This window comes from Pseudomonas sp. GT1P32 (assembly GCF_054897805.1).
The window spans coordinates 542835-559705 of the sequence record NZ_CM142704.1 but is presented as its reverse complement, the minus strand read 5'-3'; the positions used below and the strand labels follow the sequence as shown (position 1 = coordinate 559705).

Below are 16871 nucleotides of genomic sequence, written 5' to 3'. Positions count from 1 at the left end.
ACAGGGTTGTAGGTAGGGCACAAGAAACATGAACGACGACGATCAACTGTAGGAGCTGGCTTGCCAGCGATAGCGGCGGATCAATCAACATCGATGGCGCCAGATACACCGCTTTCGCCGGCAAGCCGGCTCCTACAGGGTTGTAGGTAGGGCACAAGAAACATGAACGACGACGATCAACTGTAGGAGCCGGCTTGCTGGCGATAGCGGCGGATCAATCAACATCGATGTCACCCGATGCACGGACAGTAGCGGCACCAGCCCACAAGGCCGGCGCCGACAGTGGAACAACAAAAACAATCACTGTGAGGGATACCGATATGTCAGAACACGTTCAATCTCTGGAAATCACGCGCAGCACCGATGCCAGCCGTGACACCCGCAAAGTCATCTTCGCTTCGTCACTGGGAACGGTGTTCGAGTGGTACGACTTTTTCCTCTACGGCGCCCTCGCGGCGGTGATCAGCAAACAGTTTTTCGCCGGGGTCAACGACACCACCGCGTTCATCTTTGCACTGATGGCGTTCGCCGCCGGCTTTATCGTGCGGCCCTTCGGTGCGCTGGTGTTCGGGCGGCTGGGAGACATGATCGGGCGCAAATACACCTTCCTCGCCACCATCGTCCTCATGGGCGTCGCGACGTTTTGCGTCGGGTTGCTGCCGACTTACGCGAGCATCGGCATCGCCGCGCCGATCATCCTCGTGGTGCTGCGCATGCTTCAGGGCCTGGCCCTGGGCGGTGAGTACGGCGGCGCTGCGACCTATGTCGCCGAACACGCGCCCATCGGCAAACGCGGTTTCCACACCAGCTGGATTCAGTCCACCGCGACCCTCGGCCTGCTGCTGTCGTTACTCGTGGTGCTGGGTTGCCGCTACTTCACAGGTGACCAGTTTGAAGTCTGGGGCTGGCGGATTCCGTTTCTGTTTTCCATCGTGCTGCTGGGCATCTCGACCTGGATTCGCCTGAGCCTGCACGAATCGCCTGCGTTCGTGAAAATGAAAGAGGAAGGCAAACTCTGCAAATCGCCACTGCGTGACTCCTTCGGCAAATGGGAAAACCTCAAGGTCGTACTGATCGCGCTGTTCAGCATCAACGCCGGGCAAGCGGTGACGTTTTATGCAGCGCAATTCTACGTGCTGTTCTTCCTCACCCAGTTCCTGAAAATGGACCCGGCCCTGGCCAACAGCCTGCTGATCGTCAGCGTGATCATCGGCGCGCCGTTCTTCATTTTCTTCGGTTGGCTGTCGGACAAGGTCGGGCGCAAACCGGTGCTGATGATCGGCCTGTTGCTGGCCACCGCGCTGTACTTCCCGATTTTCAAGACCCTGGCCCATTACGCCAACCCGGCGATCGACCAGGCCAGCCGTCAGGCACCGATTACCGTACTGGCCGACCCGGCGACCTGCACCTTCCAGTTTGATCCGGTGGGCAAGGCGAAATTTGACAGCCCGTGTGACAAGGTCAAAACCTTCCTGGTGAAACAGGGCCTGCCCTACAGCAGCGAAGCGGCCCCGGCCGGCAGCGGCGTGCAGGTCAGCGTTGGTGACGTGAAGCTCGATGGCTTTGACGAAGCGGCCCTGCGGGGTGCGGTGACCCTGGCCGGGTATCCGTCAAAAGCCGACGTCCAGTTGATCAACAAACCAATGATCGTGGCGCTGATCGTCGCGCTGATCATCATCTCGGCCATGTGCTACGGGCCGCTGGCGGCGTTGATGGTCGAGCTGTTTCCGACGCGCATTCGCTATACCTCGATGTCCCTGCCGTATCACATTGGCAATGGGTGGTTTGGCGGGTTTTTGCCGACGGTGTCGTTTGCGTTGGTGGTTTACACCGGGGACATCTTTTACGGGCTTTGGTACCCGGTGGTGATTACTGCGGTGAGCCTGGTGGTGGGGATGATCTGTTTGCGTGAGACCAAGAATGTGGATCTGGATACTAACTGAGGGCTGGTTGGTGTTCCGGTGGTTGGGGGCATGTCCGTTATTTCGGTGATGGCTGCTGGCGGTTTCGCCCTTACGGCGAGTCACTTGCAGAAGCGGCAAGTAACCAAGCGCTCTTGCCCCTTTCGTTCGGTGCCTCGCTGTGGCTCGGCATGCCCTCGCTCCGGTCCTGCTCCGTGGGCCCGCCGCCATCGGCCATCCCTGGCCGGGGGCGGCTAACCCGGCATCCATGCCGGGTTGCCCACTGCGCAGAACCTCCACTCGGCCTCTCGAGGGGGCGCTCAGATCAAAAGCTGAAGGCGAGCTAACGCTCGGCCTGATGAGTGGTGAGAATCAAAAGCGTATGCCGATCTCTGTAGGAGCCGGCTTGCCGGCGAAAAGCGTCGGGACAACGCGTTCATTCAGACAGCACGCGTTATCGTTGGCGTCCATCGCCAGCAAGCTGGCTCCTACAATTTTTGAATCGTGTGAACCCAATCCCATGTAGGAGCCGGCTTGCTGGCGATAGCGGTGGGTCAGTCGACGCATGTATTGGCTGGACGGACGTCATCGCCAGCAAGCCGGCTCCTACAGGGGAATGTGCAAACATCCAAAATTAGTGCAGCCACCACAATGCGGGAGCGCGCACGACCGAAGAGCCAGGTCGGCTTTCAGGCCGCCTCGGCGGCTGTGGCGGTAGTCGCCCCCTCGAGAGGCCGAGTGCAGGTTCTGCGCAGTGGGCAACCCGGCATGGATGCCGGGTTAGCCGCGCACGGCCAAGGATGGCCGATCGCGGCGGGCCCACGGAGCAGGACCGGAGCGAGGGCATGCCGAGCCACAGCGAGGCACCGAACGAAAGGGGCAAAAGCCCTTGGTTACTTGGGGCTCTTCCAAGTGACTCGCCGTAAGGGCGAAACCAATCGCCGCCGTGACCGCAGCAACGGATATGTACACCGTCAAAAAAACTCGTCGCCTGAAACAGAGCTATCGCCGGCAAGCCAGCTCCTACAATTTGATCGGCGCACACTTGCAAGAGACGGGTCGCACCGTCACCCCCACAATGATTCCGGGAACATCTGCGAAAAACAGAATTACCGCAAACACGAGCCGTTTTCGCTACTCTGGCTCCAAGCACCCATCGCCCCGCCACTCACCCGACCGAGGCACCATGATCATTTCATCCGCATCCGACTATCGCGAGGCAGCCCGCCGCAAACTCCCCCGGTTCTTGTTCGATTACATCGATGGAGGCGCTTATGCGGAGCACACACTGAGGGCCAACAGCGCCGACCTGACAGGCATCAGCCTGCGTCAGCGCATTCTGAAAAACGTCGAAACCCTGAGCCTGCAAACCACCCTCTTCGACCAGCCCCTCGCAATGCCGATCATCCTGGCGCCGGTAGGCCTGACAGGCATGTTCGCCCGTCGAGGCGAAGTACAAGCCGTGAAAGCGGCGCAAAACAAAGGCATTCCCCTGTGCCTGTCGACAGTCTCGGTGTGTTCGATCGAGGAAGTGGTGGCGCAAAGCCAACAATCCATCTGGTTCCAGCTGTACGTGCTGAAAGACCGGGGCTTCATGAAAAATGCCCTGGAACGGGCCAAGGCTGCCGGGGTGAAGAACCTGGTGTTTACCGTCGACATGCCCACGCCCGGTGCGCGTTACCGGGATGCGCACTCAGGCATGTCCGGACCGTTTGCGTCATCGCGGCGAATGCTTCAGGCGATGACCCGACCCGACTGGGCCTTCAACGTCGGTGTCATGGGACGCCCGCACGATCTGGGCAACATCTCGAAGTACCTTGGCAAAGCCGTCACGCTCGAAGACTACATGGGCTGGCTGGCGAACAACTTCGACCCGTCGATCAGCTGGAGCGATCTGGAGTGGATTCGTGACTTCTGGAAAGGCCCGATGATCATCAAAGGCATTCTCGATCCTCAGGACGCGCGAGACGCCGTCAGCTTTGGCGCGGACGGCATTGTGGTGTCGAACCATGGCGGACGACAGCTGGACGGCGTGCTTTCCACTGCCAAGGCATTACCTCCCATCGTACAAGCGGTGGGGAATGATCTGACGGTGCTGGTCGACTCGGGGATCCGCTCGGGGCTCGATGTCGTGCGGATGCTGGCCCTGGGCGCGAAAGGTGTATTGCTGGGGCGGTCCATGGCCTATGCCCTGGCCGCCGACGGTCAACGCGGCGTGGAAAACATGCTGGATATTTTCGCCAAAGAGATGCGCGTGGCGATGACGTTGACCGGGGTGACTTCGATTGCTCAGATCGATGAGTCGACGCTGGTGCAGGCGGTTCGTGAACTGAACGCCTGATCGTAAAAACGCCCTGTCAATGCAGGGCGTTTTCAATCACTCGACGTCTTTGAGAATCTCGAACTTCACCTGATCGGGATAGAACGCAATGTAACCGCGAATCTGTTCTACCGACACTTTGGGATCTTCATAGCTCCACGCCGCATTCGCGCCCTCATGCCCCGGGATCTGCAGGCTGAAATAGCTCGCATCGCCCTTGTAGGGGCAGTAACTGGTGTGGTCGGTGCGGGCAAAATATTTCTCGTCGATATCCTCCCGGGGCACGTAGTACACCGGAGGGTAATTGGCCTCCAGCAGCACCAGCGCGCGCGCCGACGCAGCCACCTGAATGCCGTGAAACTTCACCAACAGACAGCCGGGCTGCTCGGCGATGGTAATGACAGGGCTAGGACCGGAGCTTTTCATGAAATGCGTTCCTCGGGACGATGAAAAACCTGTGGGAGCGTGCGATGCGGCGATCCGAATTGCCCGCAATGGGTCGCACAGTGCCCCAAAACTTGAGAACACAGCTTCGTCAGGTATAACCCAGATTTCGTCAGCGCGACGGCTTCACAGCCGAACGGGACGCTGAAGCTATCCGTCGGTGGACCGGCACAAGCGGACCAACGGCCCAATTACGCTGAAACATCGTCTACGATCAATAGCACCGTTGACATCCCTGCTTCGCAGTCAGGTCGTCGTGGCGTGGGGGTTCGAGTCTCAGAAGCTTGAGGGTCACCAACATGCCGGCCAGCCGATTTTCCCTCGATCAAACGTTGATCACCCTCGACGCACGCCCGGATCGCCTCGATCTGCGTGATCGCCTGTTCACTCCACGAATCCAGTCGCTGCCGCCCTCCTGGCCCGCCGACAAGGACATCGCTGCCGAACTGTCGGGATACCTGGCCAGAGACATGGTGCTGTTCCAGGGTAACGAGGGCGCGTGCACCGGGTTCGGCCTGGCGGCGGTGGTCAACTTTCTGTTGTGGCGGCGGGACCGTACGGCCACCAAGACCAGCCCGCGCCAGCTCTATCACCTGGCCAAGCTGTATGACGAATGGCCCGGCGAGGACTACTCGGGTTCAAGCTGTCGCGGCGCGTTGAAGGGCTGGCACAAGCACGGTGTCTGCGCGCAGGAATTATGGCCCTACACCGTCAAGCCCGATGGCTCGGTGCCGGCGTTCGAGGCACCGGCCGAGAATTGGGCCGCCGATGCCGTGACCCGGCCGCTGGGTGTCTACTACCGCGTGGAAAAGGACGATGTCACCGCGATGATGGCGGCGTTGTATGAAGCCGGCGCGCTTTACGTCTCGGCCAACGTGCATCAGGGTTGGGCACTGATGCGACCCAAAAGCAAAAAAAGCCCGGTGGCGGCGTTTGAAAGCATATCGCAACTGCCTGTAATCAAAGCGTCGGCGAACACCCAGGGCGGCCATGCCTTTGCCTTGATCGGCTACACCAGCCAGGGTTTCATCGTGCAGAACTCCTGGTCGACCGACTGGGGATTTTCCGGCTTCGCTATCCTGACCTTCGAAGACTGGCTGGCCAATGGCACCGACGCCTGGACCGTGGGCCTTGGCGTACCGATCGAACACGGCGGGCTCTCCCCGGACTCGCGCCCGTCACGCGCCAGGGCCGATGTTCAATCACCGTTTCGCAACGCCCTGTCGAGCTCCGTTGCCAAGCGTGAAGGCTTTTCGTTGTTCACCGCCAGCTCGCGGGACTCAGAACGCAAAGGACCCGCGCTGCTGACCAAAGATCAGGCGTACGGCCTGACCATCGTCATGGAAAACAACGGCAGCATCGGCCCCCGGCTGACCGATGTGGAGAACGTCCGCGCCGGCGTCAAACGGATCGTCTACGAAGCACCTCGCGCCTGGTACGACAAGCTGCCGGCGGCCAACAAACCCCCGGTGCTGCGCATCGCCATTGTGGCCCACGGGGGGCTTAACTCCGAACAGGACTCCATCAACCGGATCTGTGCGATGGCGCCCTACTTCCTGGAAAACGGCATCTATCCGCTGTTTATCACCTGGCGTACCGGGGCGCTCGAAACACTCGCGGATATCATCCAGGACACGCTGCCCGGGGTGTTCGAAGCAGGCGGCATCAGCGACGTGCTGAAATTGATCAAGGACAAAACCCTTGAAGGGCTTGATCGCACGGTCGAGTTGGCGACCAAGAAGCTCGGTGGCGATCAGTGGAGCCAGATGAAGCAGAACGCCGAAGCCGCTGCCGTATCGGGTTTCACCCCGCGAGGCTTGGTGGAAATGGCGGACAACCTGAAAAAGCTGATCGACGACATGGGCCAGAAAAAAGTCGAGTTGCATCTGATCGGCCACTCGGCAGGGTCGTTGATCAATGGCCACCTGATTCGCCTGCTATGGGCCCGGCAGTTGCCGACCGAGACTTCGACGCTGATGGCCCCGGCGTGCACTCTGGACTTCGCCAACCAGACCTATCGCAAGGTCATCGAGGACGGCGGGCTCAAGCGCAAGGACTTCCACATTCACCTGATGTCCGATCAGCGCGAACAGGCGGATAACGTCATTGGCGCGTATCACAAATCGCTGCTCTACCTGGTTTCCCGCGCCTATGAAGAACTGCAACGCATGCCGCTGCTCGGGATGGCCAAAGCCCTGGATAAAGACTTCCAGGATTTCAGCGACCCCGACCTCGCGGAATGGAACATCGCCGCCAAAAACATGACTGAACAGTGGAACCGGTTTTACTGGGGCAACGCGATCCCGGCCGGTTTCGCCGCAACGGGCCGAGGCCTTCCCGATGCGTTCGCGTCCACGTTGCACATTTTCAACGACCCGAAAATGAACTACGGCGCGGGGGTCAAGGCGGACACTTCCCACGGCGGGTTCGACAATGACATCAACGTCATCACCAGCGTTTTGCTGACGATTTTGCGGCTTGCACCGGGCACGAAACTCGCGCAACCGGTGGTTAACCTGAACTACTGAACAACGCCCACCTGACGGAGCGAGCTTGCTCGCTCCTACAAAGGGCATTGCAATGACCAGAAACGCACGAGCTGTACATCCATACAGATAAAGATTGCTCCATCGCTCTTCAGCGGCCATTCTGTGCACCTCCCGGCAATTGATGAACGATGGTGGTTATGCGGCTGTACCTCTGTGAAAAACCTTCCCAGGCCAAAGACATTGCGGCCGTGCTCGGCGCCCGGCGTCGCGGCGACGGCTGCTGGTTGGGAACGGACGTCACGGTGACCTGGTGCATCGGCCATCTGCTGGAAACCGCGCCACCGGATGCCTACGACGCACGCTACAAGCGCTGGGTGCTGGCGGATCTGCCGATCATTCCGGACAAATGGAAAATGACCGTCAAACCGCGCACCGCCAGTCAGTACAAGGCGGTCAAACGCTTGCTCGGCGAGGCCGATGAACTGGTGATCGCCACCGACGCCGACCGTGAAGGCGAAATGATCGCCCGGGAACTGGTGGAGCATTGCCGTTATCGCGGGCCGATCCAGCGGTTGTGGCTGTCGGCGCTGGACGATGCGTCAATCCGCAAGGCTTTGGCTGCGCTGAAGCCGGGGGCAGAGACCTTCAGCCTTTATCATTCGGCATTGGGCCGTTCACGGGCCGACTGGCTGATCGGCATGAACATGAGCCGGTTGTTCACGCTGCTGGGGCGCCAGTCCGGTTATCAGGGCGTATTGCCGGTCGGTCGAGTGCAAACGCCGACCCTGCGCCTGGTGGTGGACCGCGACCGCAGCATCGCCGATTTCGTCCCCGTGGCTTACTGGGCCATCGACGTGCAGCTGCTGCACGATGGCACCGCGTTCACCGCACAGTGGCGTGCGCCATCCGACGTTTGCGACGATCAGGATCGCTGCCTCAATCAGGCTCTCGCACAACAAGCTGCGGCGGCGATTGGCAACGCGGCGAGCGCCCGGGTGATCAAACTGCGCACCGAGCGCATGCGCGAAGTGGCGCCGTTGCCGTTCGATCTGGGCACCTTGCAGGAAGTCTGTTCGAAGAAACTCGGGCTTGGCGCTCAGGAAACCCTCGACATCGCCCAGGCACTCTACGAAACCCACAAAGTCATCACCTACCCTCGCAGCGACTGCGGTTACCTGCCGGTGAGTCAGCACAGTGAAGCGCCCGGTATTCTCGCCGCCCTGCGGCACGCAGATCCGACGCTGAACGCCTTGCAGGACCACCTTGAACCGCAACGGCGCTCACGGGCCTGGAATGACGCCAAGGTCAGCGCTCACCACGGCATCATCCCCACGGCTGCGGCAAAGAACCTGGATCGACTGGTGGGCAAGCAGCGAGCGGTCTACACGCTGATCCGCGCGCGGTATCTGGCGCAGTTTCTGCCCAACCATGAATACGACCGGACCCAGGCCGACTTCGACTGTGCCGGCGAAGCCTTGCGCGCGGTCGGCAAGCAGATCGTCGAACCCGGCTGGAAACGCGCCCTGCCCGAGGCCCTTGCTCCGGCCAAGGGCCGCGAAGTACCGGCGCCGCAAACACTGCCGACATTGAGCGAAGGCCGTGATTGCGCGGTGGCCGAAGTGAAGCTCAAGGACCTCTGGACGCAACCGCCCAAACCGTTTACCGAAGGTGATTTGATCAAGGCGATGAAGAACGTCGCCAAGCTGGTGGAGGATCCACTGCTGAAACAGAAACTCAAGGACACCACCGGGATTGGCACCGAAGCCACCCGCGCCTCGATCATTCAGGGCCTGCTCGACCGTGGTTATCTGATCAAGAACGGCAAGGCCCTGGCCGCCACCCCGGCGGCATTCAGCCTGATCGACGCCGTGCCGCGCGCGATTGCCGACCCGGGCACCACAGCGATCTGGGAGCAGGCGCTGGACATGGTGCAGAGCGGCGAAATGAGCCTGGAAGAGTTCGTCACCAAACAGGCGGCGTGGATGAGCAAGCAGGTTGCCCGCTGCTCCGGCCTGAGCCTGAGCATCAGCGGGCCTGCAAGCCCTGCCGGGCGAGGTGCCACACCCTGGAAAAACAAACGCAAGCCGGCCAAACGCAAGCCATCGACCGGCGCCAAACGTGCAGCAAAACCGCCGGGTAAAGCTTGATGGCACTTCGAATGGACAGCGATGGTCTAGTGTTCTTCAAGCCCGGCTACAACCCTGTTTCCTGAAAAGGCATCGACCATGATTATCGTGCACCACCTGAACAACTCCCGCTCCCAGCGCATTCTGTGGCTGCTGGAAGAACTGGCCATCCCTTACGAACTGAAACTCTATCAGCGCGATCCGAAAACCAACCTGGCCCCGCCGGAACTGAAAGCGATCAACGCCCTGGGTAAATCGCCGGTCATCGAAGACGGCACGCAGAAACTGATTGAGTCCGCCGCAATCATCGACTACCTGATTCGTCGCCATGGCGAGGGTCGCCTGCAACCCGATCCGACCACCCCGGCCTACGATGAATACGTGCAGTGGCTGCATTTTGCCGAAGGCTCGGCCATGTTGCCGTTGATGCTGAACCTGTACGTCGGACGTCTCGGTGAAGCCGGCGCACCGCTGCATCCGCGGATCAACTCGGAAGTGGCCAACTACCTCGGTTATCTGAACACGGCGCTGAGCCAGTCCGATTACCTGCTGGGCAAGGAATTCAGCGCAGCCGATATCCAGATGAGTTTTATTGGCGAAATCGCCCGCGCCCAGGGCAAGCTCGGCGACTACCCTCATGTAGCGGCCTGGATCGAGCGCTTCCAGGCGCGCCCGGCGTATCAAGCCGCACTGCAGAAAGGCGGCAAATACGACTTCGCGCCTCACTGATTGATCCCGCTCTGAACAGGAGCCAGTCCGCATGCCCTCGATAGAACTGCACGCCGCTCAGCGCGACGAACTGGAAACGCTCGAAAACCTGATGCAGTTCTATATGTACGACCTCAGTGAGTGGCTGCCGCTCAAACTCGGCGGGCATGGCTTCTTCCACATCCAGTCGCAACAGGACTATTGGCGCGAACCCGCAACCCGCCCGTACCTGATCAAGGTCGACGGGGAGCTGGCGGGTTTTGTGACCGTGGATGACAACACCCATCTGTCTGGCGCCCAGTACAACATCGGCTACCTTTTTGTCAGCCGACGCTTTCGTGGCCAAGGAGTCGCGACGTTTGTCATTTCTACCCTCTTGAGCCAGCTGCCCGGGCAATGGCAGATTTTCCACATCGACGCCAACCCGCCTGCACGGCAGTTCTGGGCCCGTGTGATACCTGAGCTCACGGGTGGCGCGTTCTCCAGGCATCAGCAACCAGTAGACGGTTACCCCTGCACCTTTTACCGCTTTCAAAGCGCGCCGCCACCGTCCTGAGTGGCGCTTTTTCCCTGTTGCTTTCTAATTCCAAACAGCTTTGTCCGACAATATGTAGTGACTGAAAATAATCACTACAAAACCGTTGACGCCTCCGATTTGCCCTTGCATGATGCAGACATCTCCCCGATCGGGAGTACAGCAACATGTTTGAGCAAGCTCGTCTGACCGCCGAGCTGTTTTTCCCGGATACACGCTGCCCACAAGGCAGATTGAAGAAGCTGACCTGGCCCGAACGTCCAGTACAAGGACGAGAAGCGCTGGCGATCAATCCTCATGAAGCTTGTGGCCGACCCTGAAAACGTCGGCAGTGGCTTGAAGGTATTCGCTGCTTCTCTTCGTTGTGACGCTATTGCGTAGCAGTTATTCAACACGACTACATGCAACAGACGCGGGACCCCGTCACTCTCGACGGCCGACCGCTGACGTCCTGGTTTCGGTGCCAGGGATCAACTAACCGATGGGCTACCTGTATTAGCGAATCAACTTTGAAAGATCACCAAATGGTCAAGGGGCATATTATGAATCTGAACAATCAACCTACTATCGATGAACTGGCTCGTATGTTCGCTGCGCAAAAAGACAGCCACGACAGCCACATTCTGTGGATCAGCAAATCGGGCCAGGTTCATATCGATTGCCTGTCGCCGCATGCCCATGAATCCGAGTTCGACCAGAACAACCAGAACCTGTTGGCCCGACTGAAGATGTACCGTCGCGGCCAGGGTTATGTCGGCAAGAAAGCAGCAGCCGACAAGGACTTCATCGGCAATGTCCTGCAAACGCTGAAGCAGGCCTGGGACTCGATGCAGAACCAGAATGAAGTTCGGGTGATTGATCGGTTCTACTGATAAACCCAATGATGTAGGAGCCGGCTTGCCGGCGATGGACTCAACTACACCGTGGTGACACAGTCAGTACGCGTTATCGTTAACGACCATCGCCGGCAAGCCGGCTCCTACAATGGGCTGAATGGGTGTTCAAGCCAATGAAGGCCCCATAAAAAAGGCCCCGCTCGAATAAACGAGCGGGGCCTTTTTGTTTGTCTCCGGTTTGCCAAACAAAGCTATTGTTAAGCGTATCCGCTGTTGGTCCCAGGAGACTTGCGATGAAAAACAAGCTGATATTCCCGCTGTTGCTGGTTCTGACAAGTGTTGCTCAGGCAAACAGCGTCGACGGTGTCCCGTCATTCGCGGTGGAGTGCCCTGGCAAGTTTCTCGTCCAGGGGGATCAGGATGGGCCGGTCATGATCAACGGCAAGGAAGCCGACACCAAAATCATCAGTGAGCGCCACTTCGAAGCCAAAGGCTCCGGTATCACCCTGACAATTGTCCTCGCCGATGATGATTCGGTCGCCGTGACCGCCACCGGCAAGGCCTCCAACGGCGTGTGCCAGTCAGTGGATGACTGACGTCGCCTCAGCGCTTCCCAGCACCAGCTCCATGAAGGCCACCGACGCCGCACTGTGGTAGTTGTTTTTGCGCCGCAGCAGCGCGGCCCCGCGCTTGGGCGCCTCCCCCAGCAACGGGATCCTGCGTAACGCGCGGTCCTGAGTGGCGATGGGTTCCGGAAGGATGGTGGCGATCGCCGTGTGGCGGATGACTTCCAGCAAGGTGCTGACCGAGTTCACCTCGATGGCCACTTTTGGCGTGATCCGCTGCTCAGCGAAATAATCATCGATTCGGGTTCGGGTGACGAAATCCGTGGCCAACAGGGCAAATTCCAGCTGGGCCACCGCTTCAGCGGATAACGCGACCCGGCTTTCGTACAACGGATGATCCCGCCCGACCATCACGCCCAGCGTCTCGGTAAACGCCGGGATCGACTCGATGTCAGCATTCCTGACCTGATCAAATGCAATGGCGATGTCCAGCGAGTCATCCAGCAGCCCGGCTTCGATGCCGTCCATCGACAACTCGAAAATCTCCAGGTGGATGTTCGGATAGCGCGCCACGTAGTCGCGCACCAACGGCCCGACCAGATACGCCATGAACGTCGGCGTCATCGCCAATCGCAACGTCCCCCGGGACAAGTCCTTCACGTCATGCAACGCCCGTTTACCCGCCTCCAGTTCCACCAGCACCCGCCGAGCGCACTCGATGTAGGCCTCACCCGCATCGGTCGGCTTGACCGTGCGCGAGGTGCGGTCGAACAGGCTCACGCCGAGGGTTTCCTCCAGTTGGCGGATCTGTTGCGACAAGGTCGGTTGGGACACGTGCAATGCCTCGGCAGCACGGGTGAAGCCGCCGTGGTCGGCGACCGCCAGCAAGTAGCGCAAATGTCGGAGCAACATCGGGATCAACCTATAGGCAGGGCTTATGCAATGCATTGTATATCGGTCTTGGACGCTATGAATCAATCGGCAGAAGATTGCTTCACACCCAAGCAGTACTCAACCCGAGAGGAGATTCACCATGCAACAGTCCCACGCTTACAACGACCCGAGCCTGACCCTGACCACCTCGATCCTCGATGCCAAGGCGCGTAAAAACCTGTCGTGGCAGGACCTGACCGACGGCACCGGCCTCGGCCTGGCCTACGTCACCGCCGCCCTGCTCGGTCAGCACCCGCTGCCGGAAAGTGCCGCCAAAGTGATTGGCGAGAAGCTCGACCTGGACGCCGACGCCGTGGCCCGCCTGCAAATCATTCCACTGCGCGGCAGCCTCTCTGGCTTGCCGACCGACCCGACCATCTACCGCTTCTACGAAATGATCCAGATCTACGGCACCACGCTCAAAGCCCTGGTTCATGAACAGTTCGGCGACGGCATCATCAGCGCGATCAACTTCAAGCTCGACATGAAAAAAGTTGAAGACCCGGAAGGCGGCTCCCGCGCCGTGATCACCCTCGACGGCAAGTTCCTGCCACTGCGTCCTTTCTGAGTTGACCCCGGCCCGCACTCAAGTGCGGGCCTGTTCCAGAACCCCACTTGTTTCTTTGTTCACCACATTGGCCTGGAGGATGCCCCATGAAAAAAATTCTGTTGGTGCTGTCGTTGTTAGCGGGCATGTCTGCCCAGGTTCACGCGAAGGAAACGGCCGTCGCCTACGAGTACGGCATGAAACTGGACATCGCGCATGTCGTGAGCATCACGCCGATTGCCAATGAATGCGGGGTTGTCCCCGTGGAAATGACGTACCAGGACTCCACAGGCGCCACTCACATTCTGGACTACAGCGTGTTTGGCACCGGCTGCTCGAACTGATCCCCCATCATTTGAAAGGAAATTCCCCCATGAAAGCGCTCATCGACGGTTTTTTGAAGTTCCAGACGGAAGCCTTCCCGCAACGGACCGACCTGTTCAAACACCTGGCCACCACGCAACACCCCGGCACGCTGTTCATCACCTGTTCCGACAGCCGTGTCGTGCCGGAACTGCTGACTCAGCAGGAACCCGGCGAACTGTTCGTGATCCGTAATGCCGGCAATATCGTGCCCTCCTACAGCCCGCATCCGGGCGGTGTATCGGCCACGGTCGAATACGCGGTGGCCGTACTGGGCGTCACCGACATCGTGATTTGCGGCCATTCGGATTGCGGCGCGATGACAGCCGTCGCCAGCTGCAAATGCATGGATCACCTGCCCGCCGTCAGCGGCTGGTTGCAACATGCGGAATCGGCGAAAGTCATCAACGAATCCCGGCCTCATGCCAGCGACGCGGCAAAAGTGAGTTCGATGGTGCGGGAAAACGTGATCGCGCAACTGGCGAACATTCAGACGCACCCGAGCGTGCGACTGGCTCAGGAAAAAGGCCTGCTGAACCTGCATGGCTGGGTCTACGACATCGAAACCGGGTCGATCGATGCACTGGATGCCAACAGCCGCACGTTCGTGTCACTGGTCGAACACCCGAGCACGTGCGCCGTTCATGGCAAAGCGGTTGAAGCGGCTTGATCCGTGCACCAGAGGGCCATCGCCCTCAGCTGGCACCGTGCAGCCAATCAACATCCGCGCTCAATAACCGCGAAGTGAAAATGCAGCGCGCCCGACTCACGGAAGCGCTGCACCCCGCTTTATTTGTCTTCCGGTTTGGTTGACGAGGATGGCCGGATCTCCGGGTTTTCCTCGGCGTTGGGCGGTGTTGGAAAGCTTCCGGGCGTGAACACGTGAGTCAGCAATTCCCTGGCATCGATTTCATTGACACCACTTACCGTGCGAGCCAGCGCAACAGCCTGCTCACATTGCTTATGAGTGTTGACGCGACCACTCAACATCACCATTCCCGCAAGGGTTTTGACATGGACTTGCAGGCTAAGGGTCGGATCGGCCAACGCCATGGCCGACTTCACCCGGGCTGTCAGCCACGCATCGTGCGCGGCCATTTCCAGCTGATGAGAGTAATGCTCGAAGGATTGAAGTTTCATGGCGGACCTCTGTCTCAAGACGCAGTCGCAGACATCCTTAATTATAGTGCGGTCTGCGCTTGAGGTCGGGCTCTCAGCGTTTGACCGACAGATCGATCTGCGTCATGCGACTACGGATCGTGAACACGCCATCGCCCGAAAGAATCGCGCTGCGAGCAAACAGACGACCACTCTCCCAGTTTGAAAGCCCCAGTTCCGGTTTATTCAGCGCGTATTGCCCGTCGACCCAACGGGTAATCCCGTTGCCGACAAAAGGCGCGTTGACTGCGTTGTAGAAGCGCTCATGCGCCTCGGCATTTTCACTGATCAATGACACGGTGAATTGCGGGCTGTAGCGATTGAACAAGGCGATGGCCTGGCCCAGGTCGTCGACGATCTTGAGGCTGACTTCCGGGGTTTCTTCCCACTCCCACTCGCGGCCCAACTGGTCTTCGGGCAGTGGTTCGGCCAACGCTTCGGTCTGGTAGCCGTCAGGGCGATAGACCTCGACGGTTGCGGTGCGCCAACGGCCCGGCAAATACGTTTCGCTGCCCTCGACGATGTGCAACTTGCAGCCCTCTTCCCGGGCGCTGCCGGCTTTTTCCAGGGCGTCCAGAAACAGCGGCACCAGTTCGGCGGCGCGATCGCGGTGGATCAGGCAGACGTTCAGGGTGTTGCAGACTTTACGGTCCAGGGAATTGCGCACGACGGCGGCAAAGCGCTTGGCGTCGGCGTCCTTGTCGGCGACCAGCCAGGCGCCACCGGTGCCATGCAGGCTGACGGCAGTGCCGACCTGTTGCGCGATGCTGCCCAACTGACTGACCGCACGCCCCGAACCACGGGCCACCGCCAACGACAGGCGACGGTCGGCGAACATGGCCCAACCGGCGGCGTGATTGATACTTTCCACCAGCGACACTGCGCCCACCGGCAAACCGGCCTCACTCAATGCCGGATTCAACGCGTGGGTGACAATGGCTTGCGCCGTGCCCAAGGCATCGCTGCCAATGCGCAGCACCGCGGTGTTGCCGGTGCGCAACACGCCGGCGGCGTCGGCGAAAACATTCGGCCGGCCCTCGAAGACGAAGGCGACGATGCCCAACGGCGAAACCACCTGTTCGACCTTCCAGCCGTCATGCTCGACGCAACTGATCACTTTGCCGCGCGTGGCTGGCGCATCGCGCCAGGCCCGGAGGCCCGCGATCATGTCGCGGCGCATGCGTTCATCGGCCAGCAACCGTGTGGTTGAGCGTCCGCGCGACTTGGCCCACTCGATGTCGGCGCGGTTGGCAGCTTCGATCAAGTCCCAGCAGTCCTGGTTTTCCAGGCGCTGGGCAAAAAGGTCGAAAAACGCACTGATCGCCTGATCGGAAACGGCGGACATCGCCGTAAACGCCGCTTCAGCCCGCTCAATCGCGACCGCCGCCGCTTTCTGGTCCGCAACGGGAATCAGCAACAACTCGCCGCTGACCTGCTCCACCAACAGGTGGTCCCCGGGCTGAAAGCGCAAGGCCAGTTCGGGGCTGACCACAGTGACGCGGTTACCAGCGAAAGGGATTGGCGTGCCAGCGACTAGACGTTCGAGCGCAAGAGACATGAAGCGGTTTCACCATGCAATGGGCGGTCGGAAAATGTATAGCAAATTCCCAGGAGCGTCATTAACCGCTGGCCAACCGACGCATTTCGCTCGATTCCTCGCTAATGCTCGGCCTGATGAGTGGTGAAACGCGAAAACGTACGCAGATCCCTGTAGGAGCCGGCTTGCTGGCGATGGCGTTCGTCCAGGCGATAAACATGTCGACTGACCCACCGCTATCGCCAGCAAGCCGGCTCCTACAGGGAATCGCGTTTGCTTTTGCTTCTCACCACTCATCAGGCCGAGCGTTAGCTCGCCTTCAGCTTTTGATCTGAGCGCCCCCTCGAGAGGCCGAGCGCAGGTTCTGCGCAGTGGGCAACCCGGCATGGATGCCGGGTTAGCCGCCCC

16 protein-coding genes are annotated in these 16871 nt (G+C 59.9%); 12 read left to right on the top strand and 4 right to left on the bottom strand.

Annotated elements, in window-relative coordinates; translation table 11 throughout:
• Positions 1-320: 320 nt before the first annotated feature.
• Positions 321-1943, top strand: coding sequence for an MFS transporter (locus ACYZUC_RS02675; protein ID WP_461993326.1), 1623 nt, complete (start codon positions 321-323; stop codon positions 1941-1943).
• Between the two features lie 1144 nt (positions 1944-3087).
• The gene (gene lldD / locus ACYZUC_RS02670; RefSeq protein ID WP_461993324.1) at positions 3088-4242 is read left to right on the top strand and encodes an FMN-dependent L-lactate dehydrogenase LldD; all 1155 of its coding nucleotides are present in this window, start codon (positions 3088-3090) and stop codon (positions 4240-4242) included.
• 36 nt (positions 4243-4278) lie between these two features.
• Here lldD and ACYZUC_RS02665 read toward each other — a convergent pair whose 3' ends face one another.
• Positions 4279-4647, bottom strand: coding sequence for a DUF427 domain-containing protein (locus ACYZUC_RS02665; RefSeq protein WP_461993322.1), 369 nt, complete (start codon positions 4645-4647; stop codon positions 4279-4281).
• Between the two features lie 317 nt (positions 4648-4964).
• Here ACYZUC_RS02665 and ACYZUC_RS02660 point away from each other — a divergent pair, with 317 nt between their 5' ends.
• From ACYZUC_RS02660 to ACYZUC_RS02630, 7 genes are all read left to right on the top strand, one after another.
• A complete protein-coding gene (locus tag ACYZUC_RS02660; protein ID WP_461993320.1) occupies positions 4965-7193 on the top strand; it encodes a C1 family peptidase in 2229 nt (742 codons plus the stop codon).
• A 158-nt stretch (positions 7194-7351) separates the two neighbouring features.
• On the top strand, positions 7352-9301 hold the full coding sequence (locus ACYZUC_RS02655) for a DNA topoisomerase III (protein WP_461993318.1): 1950 nt from the start codon (positions 7352-7354) through the stop codon (positions 9299-9301).
• Between the two features lie 78 nt (positions 9302-9379).
• The gene (locus tag ACYZUC_RS02650) at positions 9380-10009 is read left to right on the top strand and encodes a glutathione S-transferase family protein (RefSeq protein ID WP_461993316.1); all 630 of its coding nucleotides are present in this window, start codon (positions 9380-9382) and stop codon (positions 10007-10009) included.
• 31 nt (positions 10010-10040) lie between these two features.
• Complete coding sequence (locus ACYZUC_RS02645) at positions 10041-10544, top strand: GNAT family N-acetyltransferase (protein WP_461993314.1); 504 nt, start codon at positions 10041-10043, stop codon at positions 10542-10544.
• A 146-nt stretch (positions 10545-10690) separates the two neighbouring features.
• Positions 10691-10843 carry a hypothetical protein gene (locus tag ACYZUC_RS02640; protein ID WP_007946257.1) on the top strand — a complete coding sequence of 51 codons (153 nt, stop codon included), beginning with the start codon at positions 10691-10693 and terminating at the stop codon, positions 10841-10843.
• A 222-nt stretch (positions 10844-11065) separates the two neighbouring features.
• Entirely contained in the window at positions 11066-11395 is a 330-nt protein-coding gene (locus tag ACYZUC_RS02635; RefSeq protein WP_461993312.1) for a hypothetical protein, read from the top strand.
• 257 nt (positions 11396-11652) lie between these two features.
• A complete protein-coding gene (locus ACYZUC_RS02630) occupies positions 11653-11955 on the top strand; it encodes a hypothetical protein (protein WP_461993311.1) in 303 nt (100 codons plus the stop codon).
• Here ACYZUC_RS02630 and cynR read toward each other — a convergent pair.
• Positions 11941-12837 (bottom strand): transcriptional regulator CynR, encoded by an 897-nt coding sequence (gene cynR, locus ACYZUC_RS02625; RefSeq protein ID WP_461993309.1) that lies wholly within the window; start codon positions 12835-12837, stop codon positions 11941-11943. The two genes, ACYZUC_RS02630 and cynR, sit on opposite strands and share 15 nt — an antisense overlap.
• Before the next feature lie 121 nt (positions 12838-12958).
• Between cynR and cynS the strand changes: the two genes are divergently transcribed.
• The 3 genes from cynS (at position 12959) to ACYZUC_RS02610 (ending at position 14438) form a co-directional block, all read left to right on the top strand.
• Entirely contained in the window at positions 12959-13426 is a 468-nt protein-coding gene (cynS, locus tag ACYZUC_RS02620; RefSeq protein WP_461993307.1) for a cyanase, read from the top strand.
• Positions 13427-13512: 86 nt separating this feature from the next.
• Positions 13513-13749, top strand: a complete 237-nt coding sequence (locus tag ACYZUC_RS02615; RefSeq protein WP_461993305.1) for a DUF2790 domain-containing protein — start codon at positions 13513-13515, stop codon at positions 13747-13749.
• 29 nt (positions 13750-13778) lie between these two features.
• Positions 13779-14438, top strand: a complete 660-nt coding sequence (locus ACYZUC_RS02610) for a carbonic anhydrase (RefSeq protein ID WP_192229300.1) — start codon at positions 13779-13781, stop codon at positions 14436-14438.
• 119 nt (positions 14439-14557) lie between these two features.
• On the opposite strand, the gene ACYZUC_RS02605 is transcribed toward ACYZUC_RS02610, so the two are convergent.
• Positions 14558-14908, bottom strand: a complete 351-nt coding sequence (locus ACYZUC_RS02605) for a BON domain-containing protein (RefSeq protein ID WP_461993303.1) — start codon at positions 14906-14908, stop codon at positions 14558-14560.
• Between the two features lie 73 nt (positions 14909-14981).
• Positions 14982-16484 (bottom strand): aldehyde dehydrogenase family protein, encoded by a 1503-nt coding sequence (locus ACYZUC_RS02600; protein WP_461993301.1) that lies wholly within the window; start codon positions 16482-16484, stop codon positions 14982-14984.
• Between the last annotated feature and the right edge of the window lie 387 nt (positions 16485-16871).

Excerpts from the sequence above, each read along its gene's own strand:
- ACYZUC_RS02675 (WP_461993326.1), top strand. The coding sequence starts at position 321 with ATGTCAGAACACGTTCAATCTCTGGAAATCACGCGCAGCACCGATGCC.
- lldD (WP_461993324.1), top strand. The coding sequence starts at position 3,088 with ATGATCATTTCATCCGCATCCGACTATCGCGAGGCAGCCCGCCGCAAA.
- ACYZUC_RS02665 (WP_461993322.1), bottom strand. The coding sequence starts at position 4,647 with ATGAAAAGCTCCGGTCCTAGCCCTGTCATTACCATCGCCGAGCAGCCC.
- ACYZUC_RS02660 (WP_461993320.1), top strand. The coding sequence starts at position 4,965 with ATGCCGGCCAGCCGATTTTCCCTCGATCAAACGTTGATCACCCTCGAC.
- ACYZUC_RS02655 (WP_461993318.1), top strand. The coding sequence starts at position 7,352 with ATGCGGCTGTACCTCTGTGAAAAACCTTCCCAGGCCAAAGACATTGCG.
- ACYZUC_RS02650 (WP_461993316.1), top strand. The coding sequence starts at position 9,380 with ATGATTATCGTGCACCACCTGAACAACTCCCGCTCCCAGCGCATTCTG.
- ACYZUC_RS02645 (WP_461993314.1), top strand. The coding sequence starts at position 10,041 with ATGCCCTCGATAGAACTGCACGCCGCTCAGCGCGACGAACTGGAAACG.
- ACYZUC_RS02640 (WP_007946257.1), top strand. The coding sequence starts at position 10,691 with ATGTTTGAGCAAGCTCGTCTGACCGCCGAGCTGTTTTTCCCGGATACA.
- ACYZUC_RS02635 (WP_461993312.1), top strand. The coding sequence starts at position 11,066 with ATGAATCTGAACAATCAACCTACTATCGATGAACTGGCTCGTATGTTC.
- ACYZUC_RS02630 (WP_461993311.1), top strand. The coding sequence starts at position 11,653 with ATGAAAAACAAGCTGATATTCCCGCTGTTGCTGGTTCTGACAAGTGTT.
- cynR (WP_461993309.1), bottom strand. The coding sequence starts at position 12,837 with ATGTTGCTCCGACATTTGCGCTACTTGCTGGCGGTCGCCGACCACGGC.
- cynS (WP_461993307.1), top strand. The coding sequence starts at position 12,959 with ATGCAACAGTCCCACGCTTACAACGACCCGAGCCTGACCCTGACCACC.
- ACYZUC_RS02615 (WP_461993305.1), top strand. The coding sequence starts at position 13,513 with ATGAAAAAAATTCTGTTGGTGCTGTCGTTGTTAGCGGGCATGTCTGCC.
- ACYZUC_RS02610 (WP_192229300.1), top strand. The coding sequence starts at position 13,779 with ATGAAAGCGCTCATCGACGGTTTTTTGAAGTTCCAGACGGAAGCCTTC.
- ACYZUC_RS02605 (WP_461993303.1), bottom strand. The coding sequence starts at position 14,908 with ATGAAACTTCAATCCTTCGAGCATTACTCTCATCAGCTGGAAATGGCC.
- ACYZUC_RS02600 (WP_461993301.1), bottom strand. The coding sequence starts at position 16,484 with ATGTCTCTTGCGCTCGAACGTCTAGTCGCTGGCACGCCAATCCCTTTC.